This is a genomic window from Streptomyces sp. Sge12, from assembly GCF_002080455.1.
Lineage (GTDB): Bacteria > Actinomycetota > Actinomycetes > Streptomycetales > Streptomycetaceae > Streptomyces.
In genome coordinates, this window is record NZ_CP020555.1 from 126,144 (window position 1) to 148,484 (window position 22,341).

Here is a 22,341-nt window from a genome sequence, read left to right on the forward strand (position 1 = left end):
CGCGGCGGCGGCTCCGTGTGCCCGCACGCTTGGGCGCGTACGGACGCGCGCACCCCCGCACGCAGGCGTGCGGGGGTGCGGGTGTGCGGGTGTGTCGGGGGGGACGGGGGGCGGCCCCGGCCTCCTCCGGGGGGAGGAGGAGGCCGGGGCCGGAGGGGAGCGGCGGGGGGATCAGGTGATGGACACGCCACTGTCGATGCTGATGACCTGGCCCGTCATGCAGTCCTGGTCGAGGAAGAGGCCGACGCTGCGGGCGACTTCCTCGACGGTGACGAACCGCGGGATGGGGGCCTTGTCCTCCATGCCCTCGATGACCCGGTCGGGCAGGGTGTTGGTCATGCCGGTGATCATGAAGCCGGGTGAGAGTGCGTTCACCGTCACCCCGCGGCGGCCGCACTCCGAGGCGAGGGTGCGGGTGAAGCCGATCAGTCCGGCCTTGGAGGCCGAGTAGGCGGTCTGGCCGGCGGTGGCGATGATGCCCGACGGTGACACGATGTTGATCACCCGGCCCCAGCGCTGGCGCAGCATGTACGGGACCGAGGCCCGGGCGGTGTGGAAGGAGCCGATCAGGTTGGTCTGGATGACCTGGGCCCAGTCGGCCGGGTTCTGCATCGCCATGAGGCTGTCCTTGCGGATGGCCCCGTTGTTGACGAGGACGTCCACCGGGCCGAGTTCGGCCGAGATCTGCGCGTGGAGGGCCTGGGTGGCCTCCCACGAGCCGACGTCGCCGGTGACCAGGACGGACGGGTTGGTCAGCTTCTCCCGGACGGCCTCGGCTCCCTGCCGGGAGCTGTTGTAGTGGACGGCGACCCGGCAGCCCAGCGCGTCCAGTTCCAGTGCCAGGGCCTGGCCGAGGCCGCCCGAGGCGCCGGTCACCAGCGCGACCGGGGAGGCGGGCCGTACGCCCGCACCGTTCTTGCTCATGCCGCGACACCGCCCCACTCCATCAGGATCGAACCCCAGGTCATGCCGGCTCCGAAGCCGGCCAGCAGGACCTTGTCCCCGGACTTGATCCGGCCTTCCTCCAGTGCCTCGGTCAGGGCGATCGGGATCGATGCCGAGGCGGTGTTGCCGTACTTCTGGAGGTTGGTGATCAGCGCCTCGGGGCGCAGGCCGGTGTGGGAGAGGATCGAGTTGATGATCCGGATGTTGGCCTGGTGGGGTACGACGTGGTCGATGTCCGCGGCGTCCACCTTGGCGCTCTCCAGCGTCTCGCGGACGGTGCGGACGGTGTAGCGGACCGCGTTGAGGTAGATCTCGTTGCCGTTGATCTGGGCGTAGTGCAGGCCCGCGTCCAGGGTTTCCTGGGTGGTGGGCATGCGGCTGCCGCCGGCGAGGACCTTGAGGGAGCCGGTGCAGGCCCCGTCGGCGCCCAGGTTCCACGCCTTGACGCGGTTCTCCGGGCCCGGCTGCAGGACGATGGCGCCCGCGCCGTCGCCGACGAGGATGGACAGGTCCCGGTCGGCCGGGTTGGCCGTCAGGGTGTGGGTGTCGGAGCCGATCAGCAGGATCGGCCGGGGGTCGATGGCGATCAGTGCCATGGCGGACACGAGCCCGTAGACGAAGCCCGCGCACTCGGAGTTGACGTCGTGCGCGCTGCCGGCGATGCCGAGTTCGTGGTGGACGAACGCGGAGGTCGCCGGGGACGGCTGCTCGGGCGTGGCGGTCGCGACGATGAGGTGGGCGATGTCGGCGCCGGTCAGGCCCGCTTTGTCCAGCGCGCGCCGGCCGGCCTCGACGGCCAGGGAGGCGGTGGTCTGCCCCGGGTCGACCGCCCGCCGCTCACGGATGCCGCAGCGGCTGACGACCCAGTGCTCGTCGACGCCGAAACGTTCGGCGAGGGCTGCACTGGTGACGATGCGTTCGGGTACGGACATGCCCCACCCGGTGATGTCGAAGCCGGTCACGTCACCCCTCGCTACGCCTGAGCCGGGACGAGATCGACGATCTTCGCGTACACGTCACGCAGGGTGGTCGTGTCGTCGAGGTCGGCGAAGAGCGACTCGTCGGCCGGAATGTGCGGGTACTGGTTCTGGAATCCGTACAGCCACTCCATCAGGTCCAGCGAGTCGACGTCCGCGATGTGCTGGAGCGGGGCGTCGGGGCTGACCTCCGCGGCACCCGAGACGGCCTCGAGCTGGCTCGCCAGTTCTTCGATGGTGGGCAGCGACATGGGGTCGGTCCTCTCTCGGCAATGCAACTCGGCAGTGCGTGTCTGGTTTTCGAGAGTGATGAAATCCGGGCCCCCGCAAGGAAGCCGCAACACGGTCGTGGTCCGTGTGGGCGGACCGTCTTGCGCGCACCTTGCGGGGGATCCGGTTTTCTCGACGCGAATTCGGAAATCAAGGCCCGCCGGACACGCAGGAAAGAGGATCAGGATGACAACGGTCGCCCCCAAGTCGGTGGACCCCGAGGTCGATGCGATCAGGCACCACTACGAGGTCAGCAACGATTTCTACCGGCTCCTGCTGGGCCCCACGATGATGTACTCCGGCGGCTACTGGGAAGACGGCGAGGACCTGGTCGCCACTCTCGACGAGGCCCAGGAGCGCAAGCTCGACAAGTTCGCCGAGCTGGCGGGCGTCGCCGCCGGCCGTACCGGGCGTGTCCTGGACATCGGCTGCGGCTGGGGCACGATGCTCAACCGCCTGACGACGGTGCACGGTGCGGAGCAGGCCGTCGGTCTGACCCTGTCGCGCACGCAGGAGGCGTTCATCGCCGGCCTGGACAACCCGCGGATCACCACGCTGGTGCAGAGCTGGGCCGACTACAAGGTCGCGGACGACAGCGAGAAGTACGACGCCGCGTTCTGCATCAACGCGCTGGAGCACTTCGTGTCCTCCAACCTGCCGCCCAAGGAGCGCACCAAGCGCTACCGGTACTTCTTCCAGCAGGTCGCGAACGCCCTGAACCCGGGTGCGAAGTTCGTGCTGCACACCATGACCGCCGAGGCGCTGCCGATGAACCGGGCGCTGCTGGACGACCTGAAGTTCCTGCAGCGCTCGGAGTTCGAGGGCTGCCACATTCCGCACCTGAGCGAGCTGTCCGCCGCCGCGGAGGGTCTCTTCGAGATCGACGAGATCGTCAACGAGCGGGAGTCGTTCGCGATGGCCTGCCGTGCCTGGCTGGTGCTGCTGGCCGAGCGCCGGGACGAGGCCGTGGCCCTGGAGGGCGAGGAGGTCGTCTCGCGGTTCGAGCGCTACCTCGACATCTTCGCGTACACGCTCGAGGACAAGTTCTTCAACAACTTCCGCGTCACCATCACGCGCCGTTAAGGAGGTTGACGTGACGAGCATTCTCGAACCGGCCAAGGACGGCGGGGCACGTACGGGCACCGAGGAGCGTCCCGGCGGCGGTGGCCCGACCCGGCATCTGCGGGTCGCGGTCATCGGCACCGGCTTCTCGGGTCTGGGCACCGCCATCCGGCTGCTGCAGTCGGGCATCGACGACTTCCTGGTGTTCGAGCGGGCCGACGAGGTCGGCGGCACCTGGCGCGACAACAGCTATCCGGGTTGTGCGTGCGACGTCATGTCCCACCTCTACTCGTTCTCCTTCGCCCGGAACCCGAACTGGAAGTCGACGTTCGCCTCGCGGGACGAGCTGTTCGCGTATCTGCGGGACACGGCCGACCGTTTCGGGGTGCGTCCGCACATCCGGTTCGGGCACGAGCTGGAGGCCGCCCGCTGGGACGAGGGCGAGCGGCACTGGAGGATCGAGACCTCCCAGGGCCAGTACACCGCGCAGTTCCTGGTGACCGGTACCGGCTACCTCAGTGAGGCGGCCGTACCGGACATCAAGGGGCTCGCGGACTTCGAGGGGAAGGTCTTCCACTCCTCGAACTGGGACCACGACCACGACCTGGCCGGCCGCCGGGTCGCCGTGATCGGTACGGGGGCCTCGGCGATCCAGTTCGTGCCGGCGATCCAGCCCGAGGTCGGGCACCTGGACCTGTACCAGCGCACGCCGGCCTGGATCGGGCCCAAGCCGGACAAGGTCAACAGTGCGCGGCACACCGCGATGCTGCGTTCGCTGCCGGGCTACCAGCAGTTCCGGCGGGGTTTCAACATGTGGGGCCGGGAGATCCTGGCGTTCTTCTGGAAGCGGCCCAAGCTGGCCGAGAAGGTCCAGAAGATGGCCAGCGACCACTTGGAGAAGTCGGTGGCGGACGAGGCGCTGCGCAAGCGGCTGACGCCCGACTACCTGGTGGCGTGCAAGCGGCTGCTGTTCTCCAACACGTGGTACCCGGCGATCCAGCAGCCCAATGTGGAGATCGTCACGGACCAGATCGCCGAGGTCCGGGCGAAGTCGATCGTGGGGTCGGACGGGGTCGAGCGCGAGGTCGACACCATCATCCTGGGTACCGGTTTCCAGGCCACCGACCGTCCGGTGGCGCGGCGGATCTGGGGTAGGGGCGGGGCGCAGCTGCGTGAGGTGTGGAAGGACGGGATGTCCGCGCACCGCGGTACGACGGTGGCCGGGTTCCCGAACCTGTTCATGCTGCTGGGTCCGAACACGGCGCTGGGTCACTCCTCGCAGACGGTGATGATCGAGGCGCAGGTCCAGTACGTCGTGGACTCCCTCAAGCAGGTCGAGAAGCGGGGCCTGGCCAGTATCGAGGTCCGGCAGGAGGCGCAGGACGCCTACAACCGCAGGCTCGATCGGCATCTGGAGGGCACGGTCTGGATGTCGGGCGGCTGCAAGAGCTGGTACCTCGACGCGAACGGCCGCAACACCTCGATCTTCCCGACGTACACCTGGCGCTTCCGCCGGGGCACCAAGCGCCTCGACCTGAGCGAGTACCAGCTCGCTTCCCAGGTACGCAGCACCAAGCCGGTACCTCACCAGTAGGAGACGTACGAAGATGAGCAGCACCCACAGAACTGCCGCGGGCACCGCCGCCGAGCCCTCCCGCCGCCGGGTCCTGGGCGGGATCGCGACCACGGCCGTCGCGGTCGTCGGCTGGAATGCGGTGTCCCAGACCTGGGCGACGGCCGCCGAGGCGGCCGGGAACTCGGATGTGGTCCCGGTGCCGGGGCTGGTCGGGACCCTGGAGACGACCCCGGGCGTGGTCGACGCCTTCGCCAACGACTTCGGTCACCTCTTCGACGGTGCGCCGAGCAAGCCGTGGGCCGTGCTGCGGCCCGGCGGTGTGGACGACATCGTCAAGATCGTCAATTATGCCCGGGCGAACAACATCAAGGTCGCCGTCAACGGTCAGGGCGGTACCGGGAACGACATCGAGTCGCACTCGGTGTACGGGCAGGCGCGTGTGCCCGGCGGTATCTCCATCGATGCGAAGGGGATGTCGAAGATCCTGTCGATCGGCGGCGACCACGCGGTGGTCGAGGCCGGTGTGACCTGGGGTCAGCTGACGGATGCGGCGCTGCAGGTGGGCAAGACCCCGCCGGCGCTGCCGGACTACCTGTACATCTCGGTGGGCGGGACCATTTCCATCGGCGGTATCGGCGGCACCGTGCAGCGGTACGGTCTGCTGTGCGACACCGTGCAGTCCATCGACATCATCACCGGTGACGGCAAGCTGGTCACCGCGACGGCGACGCAGCGCACGGAGTTGTTCAACGCGGCGCTGTCGGGCGGCGGTCAGGTCGGCATCATCGTCCGGGTCAAGGTCAAGCTGGTCCCGGCGCCGAAGCGGTCGGTGATCTTCAGCCTGTTCTACGCGAACGTGGAGACGTACCTGGCGGACTCGGAGAAGGTGCTGGCCGACGGCCGGTTCCAGGTCCACGCGGGCGAGATGCTGCAGAAGCCGGACGGCAGTGGCTGGCGGTACAAGCTGGAGGTCGGCGCCACCTACAACACGACGCCGCCCAACCGGGAGACGTTGCTGTGCGGTCTGCAGGACGTGCGGGCGGACGCGATCATCGAGGACGTGGCGTTCCGGGACTACATGTTCCGGCTCGACGCGTACGAGGCGGTGCTGAAGGAGGGCGGTCACTGGTACACGCCCAAGCCGTGGCTGAGCATGTTCCTGCCGGCGTCGAAGACCAAGCAGTTCATGAAGCGGGTGGAGCAGGAGCTGGACGCGAACTCGCTCGGTGGCGGGTTCCTGCTCTTCTACCCGTTCTTCACCTCGAAGATCAAGCGTCCGCTGGCGATGATGCCCAACGAGTCGGTGGTCTACCTGTTCGACCTGCTGCGCTTCCCGAACCCGGGTGAGACCGGCATCCAGGCCATGATCGACCAGAACCGGCGGCTGTACGACATCGCGGTGGGTCTGGGGGCGAAGCGCTATCTGGTGGGTTCGATCCCGATGTCGAACGCCGACTGGAAGAAGCACTTCGGCAACCGGTGGGCCGGTTTCGTGAACGCGAAGAAGAAGTTCGACCCCAACAACATCTTCACCCCCGGTCAGGGCTTCTTCGCCTGACAGCGGGAGCCGGACCGGTTGTGAAGTCCCGGCGGCGGGGGCGGGGAGAGGGACCCCGCCCCCGCCGCTTCCTTGTTTTCCCGTATCCAGTGGAGGCTTCGGCATGACGACGTACGACCTGATCGACGAGGCGGTGATCGACGCCCCGGCGGATGCCGTCTGGGACGCGCTCGTCGCGGAGTTCCGCGGGGCCCGCAAGTGGTGGGTGCCGGCCAACACGTTCACCGCGGTCTCCGGTGCCCCCGACGAGGTCGGCGGCCTGGTGGGCGTGACGGTGCACACCAAGGGTTCCGACAACGGGGGGCTGAAGCTGCGCTTCACCTCGCGGACGGTGGCGGTGGAGCCGGGGCGCCGGCTGGACATCGAGTACGTGGAAGGGGTGTTCCGCGGTCCGAGCAGCTTCCGGCTGGAGCCGTTGGCGGACGGCCGTACCCGTATCTCGATGCATTTCACGGGCAGCCCGCACGGCTGGCTGAAGGTGCTGGCGAAGGTCGCGGACCTGGGTGCGGAGCATTCCAGGGGGACGCTGGCCGCGTTCGAGTCGTTGGGCCGGCAGCTGTCGGCGGTGCCGCGGTGAGCGTGGCGGCGGTCCTCTCGCGCGAGCTGACGGTGCGCACCGACGACGGTGCGGCGCTGGAGGTGACGGTGCTGGCGCCGCTGGCGGGCACGCCCGCGGCCGCGGACGTGGTCCTGGTGCACGGCTGGGCGCACACCCGCCGGGTGTGGGGCACGGTCGCGGACCGGCTGATCCGGGCCGGGCACCGGGTGGTGTTGTACGACCAGCGCGGGCACGGCGCGTCCACGCTGGGCCGCACGCCGGTGTCGGTGGAGCGGCTGGCCGCGGACCTGTCGGCGGTCCTGGGTGAGACGGACGCGCGGGAGGCGGTGGTCGTCGGGCATTCGGGCGGCGGGTTCGCGGCGCTGTCCTACGCGGCGACGTCGCCGTCGGCGGGCCGGCTGCGCGGGCTGGTGCTGCTGGGTACGGCGGGGCACGGGCAGGACACCCCGGACAGCGAGGTGAAGATGATGGGCAGTGCCGTCTTCTCCGCGGCGCTGCGCCGGCCGTGGCTGGGCCGCAAGCTGCTGGCTTCCACGATGGGCAAGGACGTGGATCCGGTGGTGCGGGACGTGAACCGGCAGTTGTTCTCGGCGGCGGTGCCCCGGGTGCGGGCGGAGTTCTTCCGCTGCACCCGTGGCTGGGACGTGCGTGAGGCGCTTGGGGGTTGCTCGGTGGCGGCGGTGGTCCTGCACGGGGAGGCCGACAAGGTGATCGACATCGAGTTGGCGCGGGCTCTGGCGCAGGTGATGCCCGGTGCCCGGTTCGAGCAGGTCGCGGGTGCGGGGCACATGCTGCCGCTGGAGCGGCCGCTGCTGGCGGTCTCCGCGGCGATGGAGCTCGCCTCGCGATGATCGAGGAACTCCTGCCTTCGGGCGTCACGTCTTCGGAAGCCTTCGACGACGCGGCGCCCGCTCCGCTTTTTCCGGCCGAGGCGGCGCTGATGGTGGGCCGCCGGGAGCGGCGGCGGCGTCAGTTCGCGACGGCGCGGGCGTGTGCCCGGCGGGCTCTGGCCGACCTCGGCCGGCAGCCGGTGGCCCTGCTGCCGGGCCCGGGCGGGGCCCCGCAGTGGCCGTCCGGGGTGGTCGGCAGCATCACCCACTGCGAGGGGTACCGGGCGGCGGTCGCGGCGCCGCGGGCGGTGGTGGCGGCCCTGGGCATCGATGCGGAGCCGGCCGGGCCGCTCCCGCGGGGGGTCCTCGCCCTGATCACCTCGCCGGCCGAGCGCGCCCATCTGGCCGACCTGGCCGCCGCCGACAACTCGGTGCCCTGGGAGCGGGTGCTGTTCTCCGCGAAGGAGGCTGCGTACAAGGCGTGGTATCCGGCGACGGGCATCTGGCTGGGTTTCCGGGATGCGGCCTTGGTCCTCTCCCCCGCCGGTACGTTCACGGCGACGCTGCATCCGCCGGCGGGTGCGGCGTCGGTGGATCCGGTGTACGGGGGGCGGTGGCTGGCGGGGCGGGGTCTGGTGGTGACGGCGGTGGCGCGTCCGGTGCACGCCGGCGCCCGGGTCTGACCGGGGACTCCCCGGGGGCCGGCCGGCCTCCACCGGGCGGGGGTGGCCGGGTCGTTGCGGGTGCGGGTGGTTCAGGGGTGCGGGTGGTTCAGGGGTGCGGGTGGTTCAGGGGGCGGGGAGGACGACGGTGCGGGGCGGTTGTGCGGCCTGGGGGGCGGTGGCGGGGGCTGCGCCGGTGCGGTACTCCTGGGGGCTGATGCCGCGGACCCTTTTGAAGGCCGTGGAGAGGGCGAAGGCGGAGCTGTAGCCGACGCGGCGGGCGACGCCCGTGACGGTGGCGTCCGGTTCGCGCAGCAGGTCGGCGGCCAGGGCCAGGCGCCAGCCGGTCAGGTAGGCGACCGGGGGCTCGCCGACGACGTCGGTGAACCGGCGGGCCAGGGAGGCCCGTGAGACGCCGACCTTGAGGGCGAGTTCTTCCACGGTCCAGCCGTGGAAGGGGTTCTCGTGGAGCAGCCGCAGGGCGGGGCCGACGACGGGGTCGCCCTGTGCGCGGTACCAGGCGGGGGCGCCGCTGTGGGGGGCGGCGAGCCAGGTCCGCAGGACGCCGATGAGCAGCAGGTCCAGGAGCCGGTCCAGGACGATCTCCTGGCCGGGTTCGTCCTTGGAGATCTCCGCGGTGAGGAGGGTGACCAGGGTGTTGTCGGCGGCTTCGGCGGGGCGGACCAGGATGGTCGGCAGTGCGGTCAGCAGGCGGCGGCCGATCTCGCTGGGTGCCTGGTAGGTGCCGCTGAGCATGATGGCGGAGCCGTCGTCCTGGAAGGCCTCGCCCCAGGTGCGCACGCCCAGGGCCATGGTGTCGGTGACGTCCTCGCCCTCGGTGGTGTTGCAGCGCTGTTCGGGGCCGACGGTGATCTGGACGGGGGTGTCGGGGGCGTCGGCGACGGTGTAGGGGTCGGGGCCGCGTACGACGGCGACGTCTCCGGGGCGGATGAGGACGGGGGTGGCGTGGTCGGGGAGCAGCCAGGCGTCGCCGTGGACCATGGTGACGACGGAGAGGGGGGCGCGGTCCTCGACGCGCAGGGACCAGGGCGGGTTGAGGACGGACTTGAGGAGGAAGGCCCCGCGGGCTTTGGGGCCTTCGAGGAGGCCGGTGAGCGTGTCCATGTCCTCATCCTTTCGGACGGCGTGGCGAAGCGCCCGCTCTCCCGCGGGGGACGGAAAGAGAGCGGGCGCCGTTCGCGGGGTGGGGGGTGGGGCGGTGGCGGACGGACGGGCCGGTGGTGGGCCGGGGGTGTTCTAGGTGGCGGAGGCGCGGCCGTGCAGGGTCAGTGCGCGGCCGAGGGCGGCGAGGGCTGCGGTGCAGGCGAGGGTGCGGACGAGGTTGCCGGTGCTCCAGCGGCCGCCGAAGCGGGTGCGGGCGGTGCCGGCGTCGGCGCCGGCGCGGGCGAGCTGGTTGTTGAGGGGGATGTTGACGAGGGCGGTGACGGCCAGCGACAGTCCGTAGAGGGCGAAGGCGATCCAGCCCCAGCGGGCGGCGTCGGGGCGGCCGCCGCGCTGCTGCTGGGTGGCGGCGAGGCCGGTGGCGAGGAACGCGCCGAGGAAGAGCAGGCCGAACAGGCCGTTGTCGATGGCGTCGTTGATGTTGCGCATGGCGGTGACGTAGGTGTGGTCGTCGCCGCGGCCGAGGCCGGGCATCACCGAGATGTCGAAGGCGAAGTAGAGGCCGGCCATGAGGCCGGTGCCCACGGTCGCGGCGACCAGGGTCACCGATTGGGTGCTCGTGCCGGTCACTTCAGGATCCCCTTCAGGGTGCGGGTGTAGCGCCGTTGCAGGAGGGTGGAGCCGATCAGGCGGACCGGTGGCGGGATGGTCGCGGCGACGTGGGCGACGGAGCGGCGGGGGGCCTGGTCGAACATCCAGGGCTGCAGGTGGGTCATGACGCGCATCGGGGCGCTGGAGACGACTTTGCGTTCCTCGGCCAGGTAGGCGCGCTCTCCGAGGCGTTCGAAGACGGGGAAGACGATGCGTTCCTCGTCGCGGAGGTGGTCGCGCAGGACGCCTTCGAAGGTCTGGGCGGCGCGGACGAGGCCGTCGCCGCGGTGGGCGATGGCGGTGGAGACGGCGTGCATCGCGGCGTCGAGTTCCTCGTGGTCGTCGTGGAGTTCGCGGGCCTGGGCGTCGAAGTCGGGGTCGCGGTGGCGCAGTCCGGGCCACAGGACGTCGTCCTCGCTGGTGTGGTGCCATTCGATGGTTTCGCGCAGTTGCTGCCACCAGGGGGTTCCGGCGCCGTTCCACGCCGGGGCGGCGGTGCGCAGGCGCCCTGCGTCGCGGCGCATGGCGATGTGCATCAGGGCGAATCCGTGGAAGTACGGGGGGAGGGTGTCGAGTCCGTTTTCGCTGGAGTACGTCCGGGGCGTGGGCAAGGGAACCTCCTGTGCCCCGAGTACCGGGCGGCGGCCGTACCAGAGTCGCCGCCCGGTCAAGGAGCGAAAGGGATGGAGCCGGTGGTGAGTGGTGTGCCGGTGGGGTCAGGCGTTCCAGACTCCGGTGGCCGCGGCCTCGCGGGCGAAGTCGGCGAAGTCCTTGGGCGGCCGGCCCAGGGCTTCTTCGACGCCGTGCACCAGGTGGGCGTTGCGGCCGTCGAGGATCATGGTGAAGAGGTCGGCGAACTCCTCGGGGAGGCCGTTCTCGCGCAGGACGGCGCGGTATTCCTCGTTGGTGACGGAGATGTACTTGATGTCGCGGCCGGTGGCCTTGGACAGTTCGGCGGCGACGTCGCTGTAGCTGAGCAGGCGCGGGCCGGACAGTTCGTAGGTCTTGCCGATGTGCTTGTCGTCGGTGAGGGCGGCGACCACGACGTCGGCGATGTCGTCGGCGTCGACGAAGGCCTCGACGGCGTCGCCGGTGGGCAGGGCGATCTCGCCGGCCAGGACGGGCTCGAGGAAGAAGCTCTCGTTGAAGTTCTGGTTGAACCAGCTGGAGCGGACGATGGTCCAGTCGGCGCCGGAGGCCTTGAGGTTGTTCTCGCTGACCTCGGCGGCCTCCTCCCCGCGGCCGGACAGGAGCACCAGGCGGCGGGCGCCGTGGGCGACGGCGACCTTGGAGAATTCGGCGACCTGTTCGGCGGCGCCGGGGAAGGCGAGGTCGGGGTAGTAGGTGACGTAAACCCGGTCGACGCCTTCGAGGGCCGGTACCCAGGTGGCGGGCTCGTGCCAGTCGAAGGCGGGCGTGCCGCTGCGGGAGCCGATACGGACCTGGCGGCCCTGGGCGGTGAGCTTCTCGGCGACGCGTCGGCCGGTCTTGCCGTGACCGCCGATGACGAGGGTGATCTGCGTGTTCTGCGCGTTCTGAGTCATGAGTACAGTCAAGTCCAGTCTCGCGAGACGGGCCATAGCCGCAAAGCTCAGTTCCATATGCGTGCGTCTACGGGTGGTGGCCCGGGGCGCGGTGGTGAGCGGGCGGCTTCGGCATGAGCGCGAGAATCGTAGGCATGGCCGCGGGGGGCGGGCCAGGGCGGCCCGAGTGGTTGTGGACGGGTTGTGGAGCCTTCTTCGAGCGGGTCTCGAGCGGTCCTGGGCGGGGCCGGGGGCCGGTGGTGTGCGGCGGGACTTGAGCGGTTCTCATGCGGCGGCGGGCAGCATCTGCGGTGTTGATTGGACCCCGCTGCTGGGAGGCCGCATGAACGCCGTTCCGGATCATCCGGAGCTCGACCGGTTGTCCGCCGATGTGGCCGGGCTGCTCGGACGGGTCGGGCTCGATCCGTCGGGCGGGCGGCCGGTGCGCCGGGACCGCATCGACGTCCGTTTCGCGGCGATGGCCGCTCGTCATCCGGGCCGTGTGGCCGTGCGGGACGGGCAGGCGCAGGCGACGTATCTGGAACTGGAGTGGCTGGCGGACGAGATCGCGCGGCGGCTGTCGGGGCGTGCGGGCCCGGGGTCGGCCGTGGCGGTGCGGGCCCGGCGTTCGTGTCTGACGGCGGGCGCCGTGGTGGGTGTGCTGCGGGCGGGGGCGGCGGTGCTGCCGCTGGAGCCCGGGCACAGTGCGGGTCTGCAGGAGTTCTTGATGCGTGACGCCGGGGTGTGGGTGGTGGTCTCGGACTGCGGGCTGCTGGGCGGTGAGATCCCGGTGGTCAAGACGGGCCGGTTCGTCATCGCGGTGCGGCCTCCGCTTGCGGTGCGCCGGGAGGTGGCGCCGGGGACGGCGTTCATGGCGCTGCCGGCGGGCGGGGATCCGGGGCGGGCCCTGGCGGTGCGGCCGCTGCCTCACGCGGATGTCCTGGCGTGGGTGGACGGTTGTGTCCCGATGCTGGGGGCGGGGCTGGACGATGTGTGGACCTGGTTCCACTCGCTGAGCCTGGACCTGGGGATGCGGGAGATGTGGGGGCCGCTGCTGTCGGGGGGCCGTGCGGTGGTCGTGGACGGGGACACGGCGTGCGACCCGCGGGCGTTCGCCCGGCTGCTGGCCCGTCAGGAGGTGACGGTGGTGGCGCAGTTGCCGTCGGCGCTGGCGCGCCTGGGTGCGGCGGCCCGCGGGACGGTGCTGCCGGCGCTGCGGCACGTACTGCTGTCGGACGAGCCGGTGGACATGGGCGTGCCGGCGGCCTGGCGGTCGGCGGGGATCGCCCCGCACGCGATGACCTGGGACGTGTCGGGGTCGCCGAAGGTGTTGTGAGGCGGCCCAAGTGGTCGTGGCAGGGCCCCCGGACGGTGACCGTCCGGGGGCCCTGCCGTGCGTGTGGGGGTGGGGGTGGGTCAGGTGGGGGGTGGGTCAGGTGGGGGGTGGGTCAGAAGTTGCCCAGTCCGCCGCACACGTTGAGGGCCTGGGCGGTGATGGAGGCGGCCAGGTCGGTGGTCAGGTAGCCGACCAGGCCGGCGACTTCCTGGGGGGTGGAGTAGCGGCCGAGGGGGATCTTCGACTCGAGTTGTTCCTGGACGTAGTCCTCGGTGGTGTCCCAGACCTGGGCGTAGCCGGTGCGGACGCGGGCGGCCATGGGGGTTTCCACGTAGCCGGGGCAGACCGCGTTGACGGTGGTGCCGGTGGGGGCGAGTTCTTTGCCGAGGGCTTTGGTGAAGCCGACGACGGCGTGTTTGGAGGCGGAGTAGGGGGCGCCGAGGAGGACGCCCTGTTTGCCCGCGGTGGAGGCGATGTTGATGATGCGGCCCCAGGGTTCGGCGCCGAGGCCGCCGCTGGTGAGGACCTCACGGGTGAGGAGGAAGACGCTGTTGAGGTTGGTGTCGATGACGTCGTGCCACAGTTCGTCGGTGATGTGGGCGGTGGCGCCGCCGCCGCTGCGGCCCGCGTTGTTGACCAGGATGCTGACGGGTGCGCCGTAGGCGGCGACGGCCGCGGCGACCAGGTCCTGGACGGCCGTGCGGTCGCGGACGTCGGCGGCGGTGCCCTGGACGGACAGTCCTTCGGCCTGGAGGTCGGCGACGGTCTGTTTGACCTTGACCTCGGTGCGGGCGCAGACGAACACGCGGTGTCCGCGGGCGGCCAGGTCCCGGGCGACGGCCAGTCCGATGCCGCTGGTGGCTCCGGTGACCAGGGCCACGGGCCGTTCGGGGGCCTTGTCCATCGCCTTCGCCGTCATTCTCGTCCCTCCGTCACTCGACTCTGCCGGTTGCAGCGTGGCGCAGGGAACTCGTGGCGCGGCGGAAGGGGGATGGAGGCGGCCCCCGGCCCCCCGGGCGGGGGGTGGTCGGGCGGGCGGGGGTGGCGTGTTCAGTGGGGCCGCCAGCTGCCGGCGCGGTGGGGGCGGCCGGGCGGGTGGCGGTCCCAGGCGGCGGGGGCGGGGGGCGGCGGGGGTGGTGCGGGGGGTTCGGCGCGGCCGAGCAGGAGGGCGGTCAGGACGGCGAGGACGGCGGCGGTCTCATCCGCGTCGGGGTGTCCGCGGTGGATCCGCCAGGTCTGCGGGGCGCGGGGGCCGGCCGCTTCGGGGGCGGTCATACGGGCGGGTTGCCGTGCTTGCGCGACGGCAGGTCGGCGTACTTGGGGCGGAGCATGGCGAGGGCGTCGGCGAGGACCGAGCGGGTCTCGCCCGGGTCGATGACGTCGTCGACGAGGCCGCGTTCGGCGGCGTAGTAGGGGTGCATGAGTTCGGTCGTGTACTCCTTGATCTTCTGTGCGCGCATGGCGTCGGGGTCGGCCGCGGCGGCGATCTCGCGGCGGAAGATGACGTTGGCCGCGCCCTCGGCGCCCATGACGGCGATCTCGTTGGTGGGCCAGGCCAGGGCGAGGTCGGCGCCGATGGAGCGGGAGTCCATGACGATGTAGGCGCCGCCGTAGGCCTTGCGCAGGACCAGGGAGATCCGCGGGACGGTGGCGTTGCAGTAGGCGTAGAGGAGTTTGGCTCCGTGGCGGATGATCCCGCCGTGTTCCTGGTCGACGCCGGGCAGGAAGCCGGGTACGTCGACGAGGGTGACCAGGGGGATGTTGAAGGCGTCGCAGAACTGCACGAAGCGGGCGGCTTTTTCGCTGGCGTGGATGTCGAGGACCCCGGCGAGGCTGGCGGGCTGGTTGGCGACGAAGGCGGTGACGTGTCCGTCGATCCGGGCGAGCGCGCACACGACGTTGGTGGCCCAGGCGGGGTGGACCTCGAAGTAGTCTCCGTCGTCGACGACTTCCTCGATGACCTTGCGGATGTCGTAGGCCTGCTGCGGGTTGGCGGGGACGATCGTGCTGAGGGCGTCGGTGCGGCGGGCGGCCGGATCGCCGGTGGGTTCGCGCGGCGGTGTCTCGCGGTTGTTGGCGGGCAGCAGCGACAGCAGGTGGCGTACGTCCTCCAGGCAGGTGGGTTCGTCCTCGTGGGCGAAGGCGGCGACTCCGGAGAGCGCGGCGTGCACGTCGGCGCCGCCGAGCCCGTTCTGGGTGATCTCCTCGCCGGTCACGGCGCGGACCACGTCGGGGCCGGTGATGAACATCTGCGAGGTGTCGCGGACCATGAACACGAAGTCGGTCAGGGCCGGGGAGTAGGCGGCGCCGCCGGCGCAGGGGCCGAGCATCACGCTGATCTGCGGGATGACGCCCGAGGCCCGGGTGTTGCGCTGGAAGATGCCGCCGTAGCCGGCGAGCGCCGAGACGCCCTCCTGGATACGGGCGCCGGCGCCGTCGTTGAGGGAGACCAGGGGCGCGCCGGCGGCCAGTGCCAGGTCCATCACCTTGTGGATCTTCTCGGCGTGGGCCTCGCCCAGTGCGCCGCCGAAGATGCGGAAGTCGTGGGCGAAGACGAAGACGGTCCGCCCGTCCACGGTGCCCCAGCCGGTGACCACGCCGTCGGTGTAGGGCTTCTTGTTCTCCAGGCCGAAGCCGGTGGCGCGGTGGCGGCGCAGGGCCTCGATCTCGTGGAAGGACCCTTCGTCCAGGAGCAGGCCGATCCGCTCGCGGGCGGTGAGTTTGCCCTTGGCGTGCTGGCGTTCGGTGGCCCGTTCGTCGGGGCCGGCCACCGCCTGGGCCTTGAGGGCGGCGAGTTCGGCCGTGCGGTCGGGGGCGGGTGCGGGTGGCGCGTCGGTGATGGTCATGTGGCTCCTCCTGGTGGGGCGGTGGCGGGTCGGTGGCTCAGTTCGTCCGGTGCAGGGTGAGGTGGCCGCGGCGGCGGGCCGGGCGGGCGGTGCGGTACGGGAACGGCTGCGGGCCCGGACCGGCCGGTACGGGCGCCGCTACGGCGGCAGGTCCCGCGGCGGCGCGGCCGGCAGGTCCGGGCGCCGGTGCGGCGGTGGGTACGGCGGCGGCGCGGCCGGCAGGTCCGGGCGCCGGTGCGGCGGTGGGTCCGGCGGCGGCGCGGGCGGGGACGGCGGCCGGTACGGCGGTGGGTCCGGCGGCGGCGCGGGCGGGGACGGCGGCGGCGTGTCGTTCCTCCAGCAGGACCTCGGCGAGCGCCCGGCGCAACCGGTCGATGTCGTGCGGGGTGTTGTCGTGGTGGACGCTGGCGCGCAGTGCGGGAGCGGCGACCCGGCCGGCCGGGTGCAGGGGGTGCTCGTGCGCGACGGTCTTGGCCAGGACGACGCCGCGCCGGGCCAGGCCGCGGCGGATGGCCGCGGCGGGGATCTCGGCGTGCCGGAAGGCCAGGACGCCGGCCTGCCGGCCTCCCGCGGCGAGCAGTTCCATCCCCGGGGTGTGGTGCACGGCGGCGCGCAGCAGGGGCAGGAGGTCGGGTTGCGGGGAGCGGGCGGCGCGGGCGTGGTGGGCGAGGGCGGTGCCCAGCGCGACGACCGCGGCCGCGGTCGGGACGGGGGCGGGGGCGGGCGGGGGCCCCGCCGCGGCCGGGGCGCCCGGCGGGTCGTCGTGGGGGTGGGGGGCGAGGTAGGCGAATCCGATGTCCTGCGGGCCGCGCAGGAACCGCCAGCCGTCCGCGGTGAGCAGCCGGCAGCCGATGCGCCGGGCGTCGACGGGCAGCAGGCCCACCGAGTGGGAGGCGTCGAGCGTGTACTGGGCGCGGTGGGGGGCCAGCAGCCGGCCGATCTCCTCGACGGGGTTGACGGTTCCGCAGGCCGCGGAGAGGTGGACGACGGAGACCAGGGCGACGTCCTCGTCGAGGTGGGTGCGCATCCAGTCCAGGTCGAGGTCCCCGTCCGGGCGCAGCGGGACCACCTCCAGCCGGCAGCGGGTGCGCTCGCGCAGGGCGTGCAGGGCGTGCAGGTGGGCGACGCCCTCGTGGGGTGTGGTCCAGATCCGGTCGCTCGGGCGAAGGACGGTGGTGCGCGTGAACGCCTCGAAGGCCTGTGCCGCGCCGGTGGTCAGGACGGTGCGGCCGGCGGGGACGCCGAGCAGGTCGGCGAGGCGTGCGTGGACGCGGCGGTGCGGTGCGCCGGGGGGGCTGCCGCGCAGTGCGGCCGGCCCGTAGCGGTCCTCCAGGGCCGTGGCCCGGGCGAGTACGGCGTGCACGGCGTCGGGCATCCGGGCGGTGCCGGCGGTGTTCAGGTGGGCCGTTCGTTCCCCGGATTGCGTCGGCGTGTTCATTTCAGGGGCCTCCCCCCGCCGTGGGGCCGCCGGTTGTCCACGGCCCTCGCTCAACAGGCATTGCCAATAGGCTTGGCAATACATTGCCCATCGGTTGGCAGTTTTGGCAATGCAGGAATGCGGGCGCTCCGGCGAGGCTCGAGTTTCTCCCCGCGTTCCCGGCGGGCCATGAACGGCGATGTCCTGCCGGGCTGTTGATCGTGGTTTTCCGTGCAGGTCATCATGTTTTTTGTGGGGCTCTCCACCGTGTCTCGAGTGATGTCCGAGCGAGTCCCGAGCGGGCATTGCCAAGCTTCTTGGCAGAAGAGTTGCCAAGAAGAATCAAACAATTGCCATGGAGGAGTCATCATGAGGAACATCGCCCGCGTCGCCGCCACCGCCGCTCTGGTCTGCGCCGCCGTGCTCGGCGCGGGCGCGGCCGCCCAGGCCGACCCGATCGACTGGCCCGTGGTCCCGGCCCAGGCCGGCCCGATCGACTGGCCCGTGGCGCCGGGTGCGGCCGCCGGCCCGGCCCGCTCCGCGATCGACTGGCCGTAACCGAAGACGGCTCGAAAGCCGCTGGAGGAAAGGGATGGAAAACATCCACCGCGGCTAGCGTGCGCGACACGGGGGCAGTACCTCCGCCACCGGTGGCAGAAAATCGCCGGGGAACTCGACGAGTTACGGAGGGGAGACCGTGAGGATTCAGGTTCTGGGTCCGTTGAGTGCCGAGGTCAACGGGGGATCCATCGTTCCGTCCGCGGGAAAGCCGAGACAGGTCCTGTCGCTGCTCTCGCTGTATCCCGGGCGCGTGATACCCGTGCCCACCCTCATGGAGGAGATCTGGGGGACCCAGCCGCCGCAGAGCGCGCTGACCACCCTGCAGACGTACATCCTGCAATTACGCCGGCGCCTGGGCACCGCGATGGGCCCCGACGCCCCGGGCGGCGCCAAGGACGTCCTGGCCACCCGGCACGGCGGCTACCTGCTCCAGGTGCCCGAGGAGAGCGTCGACGTGCACGACTACGAACGCCTCTCCCGCGAGGGCCACAGCGCCTTCGAGCAGGGCGACGACCGTACCTCCGCCGACCGCCTGCGGGCCGCGCTCCAGCTGTGGCGGGGCCCCGCGCTGGTCGACGTACGGGTCGGCCCGATCCTCGACATCGAGGTGCTGCGGCTGGAGGAGAGCCGTCTGGTGACGGTGGAGCGGCGGATCGACGCCGACCTGAGGCTGGGCCGGCACTCCGAACTGATCGCCGAGCTCACCGACCTGACCGCCCGCCACCCCCAGCACGAGGGGCTCCACTCGCAGGTCATGGTGGCGCTGTACCGGTCGGGGCGGCAGGCGACCGCCCTGGACGTGTACCGCAGGCTGCGGGCCCGTCTGATCGAGGACCTCGGCGTGGAGCCCTCGCCGCAACTGCAGCGCCTGCACCAGGCCATGCTGGCCGTCGACCCGCAGCTCGATGTGATCGCCGGACCGCGGCACACCTCCACCTTCGACCTGTTCGCCGCCTGAGAGCGCTCCCGCCACCGCCGGACCGGAGCCGGACGGGGAGCCCGGGGGTCGGGGGCCGGGGGTCGGGGGCGGTCAGGGGCGGGGGCGCGGTCGGTGCGCCTCGCCGACCAGGTAGCGGTCCTGGACGAGGTGGGCGGTGAAGCTCCACTCCCCCGCCGCCTCCTGCGCGAACACCGCCCCGTCCCGCGCGGCCCGGTCCCGGGCCGCGCCGTCCTGCGTCGCCCCGTCCTGCGCCGCCGTGGTCGGGACCGTCGTGGTCGGGGCCGTCGTGGTCGGGGCCGTCGTGGTCGGGGCCGCCGTGGTCGGGGCCGCCGTGGTCGGGGCCGCCGTGGTCGGGGCCGTCGGCAGGGTCAGCAGGCGCAGCAGGTGCGTGCGGCGTTCGGTGGCGGGGAGCGCGTCGAGGGCGGCGGCCTCCTGCGCGGGCAGGTGGCCGCGCGGCAGGAGGCGGTGGGGGTCGAGGTCGGCGGGCTGGGCGTGGAGGCGTATGCGTCCGGTGCGGCTGACGCCGACCACGATCAGCTCGCCGGTGTGGGCCAGGGCGATCTCCACGCCCGTGCCGGGCCCGCGCAGCACGGGGTGCCCGTCCGGCCCGACGCCCAGTTCCACGGTGTGCACGGGCACGTCGAGGGCGGTGGCGGCGGCGTACTTCATGACGTAGCGCGAGACGGCGAAGCGGATGCGGCCGGCTGCGGCCGGGGTCCGGCGAAAGCGCGGCCAGTCGTCCCCGAGCAGCGGGCGCAGGCCCGGGTCGAGCAGGACGGCGGTCAGCCACTGTCCCCAGGTGGTGCAGACGACCGCGCGGCCGGTGTCCTCCAGCCGGTCCCCCGCCTCGTCCCAGGGGCCCTCCACACCCTCGGGGCCCTGGAGGTACAGCGGCGGGGCGGGGGCGTGTGCGGCGGGGTGGGCCGGTGCCATCGGCGCTCTCCTTGGCGTGCTCATCGCAGGCGGCGCACGGCGGTCCGGGCCCGCCAGCCGGCCAGGTGCAGCGTCCGGGTGCTCGCGTGTCCCAGCCGGGTCCGTACCTGGCGGCGGGTCTCGGCGAGGCCGCCCGCGGCTCCCGGATCCCACCGGTCCTGCCGGTCCTGCCGGTTGTGGGGGGTGTGGGGGTCGTGGAGCAGGACCTGTTGGGCGCAGACGACCCGTACGCCGTCCCCGTCGGGGGTCAGGGACCATTCGCCGGTGTGGGCGGCGATCGGTGCGGGGGTGAGGAGTTCCTTGAAGACGATGCGGGCGGCGGCGGGGAAGCACAGGCGGACCCCGCGGGTGGTGCGGGTGAGTCCGTCGGGGGCGGCGCTGGTGTCGACGGCGGTGATCTGCACGCCGGGGGCGTCCTCCCGGACGTCGACGGCGTCGATGTGCGGGAGGCGTTCGGGCCAGTCCTGGATGCGGTGGAGGAAGTCGTAGACGAGTTCGGCGGGGCCCTGGAGGTGGACGCTGTCCTCGAAGGACAGCAGGAGTTGGTCCAGGCGCTCCCAGCGCTCGGCGACGGCTCTCAGGTCGGCGATCCGGTCGGCGCTTTCGCCGTCCTGTTCGCGGTGGCTGCGCGCGGTGGTGGTGGCGGTCAGCCGCTCGGGGGTGCGGTCCTGGCGCAGGGTCACCCGGCAGTGGGTGTCGCCGTCGGTCTCGATCGTCCAGGTGCCGGTGGTGGGTGCGCCGGGGCGGGCGGTGTCCTCCTGTTCGAAGACGACGGTCCGCGCGTGGGGGTGCAGGATGCGGTTCAGGTGGAAGGAGCGGACCCGTTCGCCGTCGACGTCCCACAGGCGCAGGCGTTCGCGGACGCCGTCGAAGTCGATGCGCTCGACGTGGACGGGCGCGGGCAGCAGGAGGGGCCAGCGCACGGCGTCGGCGAGCAGTCCGTAGACCACGCCGGCGGGGGCGGCGATGCGTGCCGTGTGCTCGCTCGTGCGTACGCGCTGCGAGGGCATGGCGGGCCACCTCCCCTGATCGTGTGTGCGGGTGCGCCCAGCCTGCCCGAGGGGACTCGAGGCTTCCTCAACCCCCCACGGCCGCAGCCGCGGCAGCCGCGGCGGTCGGGGCGGTCGCGGCGGTCGCGGCGGTCGGGGCGGTCGCGGCGGTCGCGGCGGTCGGGGCGGTGGGGGTGGGGGTGGGTGGGGTGAGGGCGTCGGCCAGGACGCGCCAGATCTCGGCGGCGAGGTCGATGTTGGCGTCCTGCTGGGCCTGTTGGGCCAGGGCGCGCAGTCCCGGGACGCCGGCCGGGTCGCCGGCGAGGATCAGGAGCTGGTGGCGCAGGATCTCCAGGCGGACCTGGCCGCGGTAGGTCATCCTGGGCCGGTCGGCGGCGAGTTCGCCGAGCAGGGCGCGGGCGTCGTCGTGGCGGCCGGTGGCGAAGGCGAGGTCGGCCTTCAGGGCGGTCAGGTCCTGGCGCAGGGCGGGGGTGCCGACCAGGGCGAGGGCGGCTTCGGCCTCCTCGGCGCGGTGTTGTGCGCGGGCGGGGTCGGCGGGCATCTTCTGCAGGTGGAGCCGGCCGGCGGCCAGGCGCAGCCGGATCCACAGGATCAGGTCCTCCTGGCTGGTGAAGCGTTCGAGGGCGTCGTCCAGGCAGGCCTGGGCGCCGGGGTAGTCGCCCTGGCGCATGCGGACGGCGGCGGCGGTCCACATGGCTTCGGCGAACAGTGCGTCCGAGCGGCCCTGGACCAGGGCGGTCAGTTCGTCGGCGTGGACGCGGGCCTCGCCGGTGCGGCCGGCCTCGGCCTGGACGGAGACCAGGGCCAGCAGGGCGGCGGCGCGGTCCTCCACGCCGAGGTCCTCGTGCAGGGCGATGCGGTGGGCCTGGACGGCGGCGTCCACGGCGGGGGTGATCTCGCCGATGGAGCGCAGGCAGCGGGCCAGGCGGGTCAGGCCGCGCACGCGCAGTTCGCTGACTCCCACCTCGTCGCCGAGGGCCACCAGGTGGGTGAGGCAGTCGCGTTCGGTGGTGTGGTCGCCCTGGAGGCGGGCGGCGCGGGCCAGGAGCCACAGGGCCTGCCAGCGCAGTACGGGGCTCTCGTGGGCCTCGGCGGCCAGGGCGCGGCGCAGGGCGACGACGGCGTCCGGGGAGCCGGTGGAGGAGGCCAGGGTGAGGGCGTGGGCCAGGGAGCCGGTGGCGGGCTCCTCGAAGTCGCTGCTGTGCAGGCCGAGTCGGTCGGCGAGGTAGCCCACGGCCCGGTCGGTGGGCTGGCGTGCGCCGGATTCCAGGCGGGAGAGGTAGCCGGTGGACATGCCCTCGCCGGCCAGCGCCGTCTGCGACAGGCCCTGGGCCAGCCGGAGCTTCTTGAGGCGGTGTCCGAAAGCGGGCTGTCGCAGCATGGGCCGTGTCCTTGGGGTCGCGGGCAAGGAATCTGTCGGGAACCGGCACCGAGCGTAGGGTCCGCGGCAACAGCCGGGCAAACCTTTGCCACCGGTTCCGGGCCCTTCTCGTGCGCATCTCGTGCGGGCTTCCTGTGTTCCTCGAGCGGTCCTCGACCCGGCCGAGGCAGACTCTCCAGAAT

General features: G+C 72.3%; 23 protein-coding genes. 9 read left to right on the forward strand and 14 right to left on the reverse strand.

Features of this window, described 5'->3' with window-relative positions; all coding sequences use genetic code 11:
* Positions 1 to 171: 171 nt before the first annotated feature.
* The 3 genes from B6R96_RS00605 to B6R96_RS00615 are packed head-to-tail and all read right to left on the reverse strand — an operon-like array spanning position 172 to position 2,173.
* On the reverse strand, positions 172 to 924 hold the full coding sequence (locus B6R96_RS00605; RefSeq protein WP_030390266.1) for an SDR family NAD(P)-dependent oxidoreductase: 753 nt from the start codon (positions 922 to 924) through the stop codon (positions 172 to 174).
* On the reverse strand, positions 921 to 1,907 hold the full coding sequence (locus B6R96_RS00610) for a 3-oxoacyl-ACP synthase III family protein (RefSeq protein ID WP_030390265.1): 987 nt from the start codon (positions 1,905 to 1,907) through the stop codon (positions 921 to 923). The genes B6R96_RS00605 and B6R96_RS00610 overlap by 4 nt, the downstream gene beginning before the upstream one ends.
* An 11-nt stretch (positions 1,908 to 1,918) precedes the next feature.
* The gene (locus tag B6R96_RS00615) at positions 1,919 to 2,173 is read right to left on the reverse strand and encodes a hypothetical protein (RefSeq protein ID WP_030390264.1); all 255 of its coding nucleotides are present in this window, start codon (positions 2,171 to 2,173) and stop codon (positions 1,919 to 1,921) included.
* A gap of 205 nt (positions 2,174 to 2,378) precedes the next feature.
* Here B6R96_RS00615 and B6R96_RS00620 point away from each other — a divergent pair, with 205 nt between their 5' ends.
* From B6R96_RS00620 to B6R96_RS00645, 6 genes are all read left to right on the forward strand, one after another.
* On the forward strand, positions 2,379 to 3,275 hold the full coding sequence (locus tag B6R96_RS00620; RefSeq protein ID WP_030390263.1) for a class I SAM-dependent methyltransferase: 897 nt from the start codon (positions 2,379 to 2,381) through the stop codon (positions 3,273 to 3,275).
* 10 nt (positions 3,276 to 3,285) lie between these two features.
* Entirely contained in the window at positions 3,286 to 4,848 is a 1,563-nt protein-coding gene (locus tag B6R96_RS00625; protein ID WP_081521163.1) for a flavin-containing monooxygenase, read from the forward strand.
* A 13-nt stretch (positions 4,849 to 4,861) separates the two neighbouring features.
* A complete protein-coding gene (locus tag B6R96_RS00630) occupies positions 4,862 to 6,388 on the forward strand; it encodes an FAD-binding protein (RefSeq protein WP_081521164.1) in 1,527 nt (508 codons plus the stop codon).
* 103 nt (positions 6,389 to 6,491) lie between these two features.
* Positions 6,492 to 6,965 carry an SRPBCC family protein gene (locus B6R96_RS00635; protein ID WP_053168537.1) on the forward strand — a complete coding sequence of 158 codons (474 nt, stop codon included), beginning with the start codon at positions 6,492 to 6,494 and terminating at the stop codon, positions 6,963 to 6,965.
* Positions 6,962 to 7,798, forward strand: coding sequence for an alpha/beta fold hydrolase (locus tag B6R96_RS00640; protein ID WP_107475433.1), 837 nt, complete (start codon positions 6,962 to 6,964; stop codon positions 7,796 to 7,798). The genes B6R96_RS00635 and B6R96_RS00640 overlap by 4 nt, the downstream gene beginning before the upstream one ends.
* Positions 7,795 to 8,460, forward strand: a complete 666-nt coding sequence (locus B6R96_RS00645; protein WP_081521165.1) for a 4'-phosphopantetheinyl transferase family protein — start codon at positions 7,795 to 7,797, stop codon at positions 8,458 to 8,460. The genes B6R96_RS00640 and B6R96_RS00645 overlap by 4 nt, the downstream gene beginning before the upstream one ends.
* A gap of 105 nt (positions 8,461 to 8,565) precedes the next feature.
* Here B6R96_RS00645 and B6R96_RS00650 read toward each other — a convergent pair whose 3' ends face one another.
* The 4 genes from B6R96_RS00650 to B6R96_RS00665 form a co-directional block, all read right to left on the reverse strand.
* A complete protein-coding gene (locus B6R96_RS00650) occupies positions 8,566 to 9,564 on the reverse strand; it encodes an AraC family transcriptional regulator (RefSeq protein ID WP_081521166.1) in 999 nt (332 codons plus the stop codon).
* A 132-nt stretch (positions 9,565 to 9,696) separates the two neighbouring features.
* Complete coding sequence (locus B6R96_RS00655) at positions 9,697 to 10,191, reverse strand: anthrone oxygenase family protein (RefSeq protein ID WP_237291260.1); 495 nt, start codon at positions 10,189 to 10,191, stop codon at positions 9,697 to 9,699.
* A complete protein-coding gene (locus B6R96_RS00660) occupies positions 10,188 to 10,823 on the reverse strand; it encodes a hemerythrin domain-containing protein (RefSeq protein ID WP_237291261.1) in 636 nt (211 codons plus the stop codon). The genes B6R96_RS00655 and B6R96_RS00660 overlap by 4 nt, the downstream gene beginning before the upstream one ends.
* Before the next feature lie 105 nt (positions 10,824 to 10,928).
* Positions 10,929 to 11,756 carry an NmrA family NAD(P)-binding protein gene (locus B6R96_RS00665; RefSeq protein ID WP_030390254.1) on the reverse strand — a complete coding sequence of 276 codons (828 nt, stop codon included), beginning with the start codon at positions 11,754 to 11,756 and terminating at the stop codon, positions 10,929 to 10,931.
* A 322-nt stretch (positions 11,757 to 12,078) separates the two neighbouring features.
* Between B6R96_RS00665 and B6R96_RS00670 the strand changes: the two genes are divergently transcribed.
* Complete coding sequence (locus tag B6R96_RS00670) at positions 12,079 to 13,071, forward strand: AMP-binding protein (protein ID WP_159396243.1); 993 nt, start codon at positions 12,079 to 12,081, stop codon at positions 13,069 to 13,071.
* 112 nt (positions 13,072 to 13,183) lie between these two features.
* Here B6R96_RS00670 and B6R96_RS00675 read toward each other — a convergent pair whose 3' ends face one another.
* From B6R96_RS00675 to B6R96_RS00690, 4 genes are all read right to left on the reverse strand, one after another.
* The gene (locus tag B6R96_RS00675) at positions 13,184 to 13,990 is read right to left on the reverse strand and encodes an SDR family NAD(P)-dependent oxidoreductase (RefSeq protein WP_081521168.1); all 807 of its coding nucleotides are present in this window, start codon (positions 13,988 to 13,990) and stop codon (positions 13,184 to 13,186) included.
* Positions 13,991 to 14,121: 131 nt separating this feature from the next.
* A complete protein-coding gene (locus B6R96_RS00680; RefSeq protein ID WP_081521169.1) occupies positions 14,122 to 14,346 on the reverse strand; it encodes an acyl-CoA carboxylase epsilon subunit in 225 nt (74 codons plus the stop codon).
* A complete protein-coding gene (locus tag B6R96_RS00685; RefSeq protein WP_081521170.1) occupies positions 14,343 to 15,917 on the reverse strand; it encodes an acyl-CoA carboxylase subunit beta in 1,575 nt (524 codons plus the stop codon). Before B6R96_RS00685 ends, B6R96_RS00680 begins: the two co-directional genes overlap by 4 nt.
* 37 nt (positions 15,918 to 15,954) lie before the next feature.
* Positions 15,955 to 17,355, reverse strand: coding sequence for an aminotransferase class V-fold PLP-dependent enzyme (locus B6R96_RS00690; protein ID WP_081521171.1), 1,401 nt, complete (start codon positions 17,353 to 17,355; stop codon positions 15,955 to 15,957).
* A 348-nt stretch (positions 17,356 to 17,703) separates the two neighbouring features.
* Here B6R96_RS00690 and B6R96_RS00695 point away from each other — a divergent pair, with 348 nt between their 5' ends.
* Complete coding sequence (locus B6R96_RS00695; protein WP_081521172.1) at positions 17,704 to 17,892, forward strand: hypothetical protein; 189 nt, start codon at positions 17,704 to 17,706, stop codon at positions 17,890 to 17,892.
* A 139-nt stretch (positions 17,893 to 18,031) separates the two neighbouring features.
* Entirely contained in the window at positions 18,032 to 18,853 is an 822-nt protein-coding gene (locus B6R96_RS00700; protein WP_030390795.1) for an AfsR/SARP family transcriptional regulator, read from the forward strand.
* Between the two features lie 72 nt (positions 18,854 to 18,925).
* Here the strand turns inward: B6R96_RS00700 and B6R96_RS00705 are convergent, their stop codons facing one another.
* From B6R96_RS00705 to B6R96_RS00715, 3 genes are all read right to left on the reverse strand, one after another.
* The gene (locus B6R96_RS00705; RefSeq protein ID WP_081521173.1) at positions 18,926 to 19,768 is read right to left on the reverse strand and encodes a hypothetical protein; all 843 of its coding nucleotides are present in this window, start codon (positions 19,766 to 19,768) and stop codon (positions 18,926 to 18,928) included.
* 20 nt (positions 19,769 to 19,788) lie between these two features.
* A complete protein-coding gene (locus B6R96_RS00710) occupies positions 19,789 to 20,778 on the reverse strand; it encodes an aromatase/cyclase (RefSeq protein WP_081521174.1) in 990 nt (329 codons plus the stop codon).
* A gap of 67 nt (positions 20,779 to 20,845) precedes the next feature.
* Complete coding sequence (locus B6R96_RS00715) at positions 20,846 to 22,159, reverse strand: helix-turn-helix domain-containing protein (protein ID WP_081521175.1); 1,314 nt, start codon at positions 22,157 to 22,159, stop codon at positions 20,846 to 20,848.
* Positions 22,160 to 22,341: the final 182 nt, after the last annotated feature.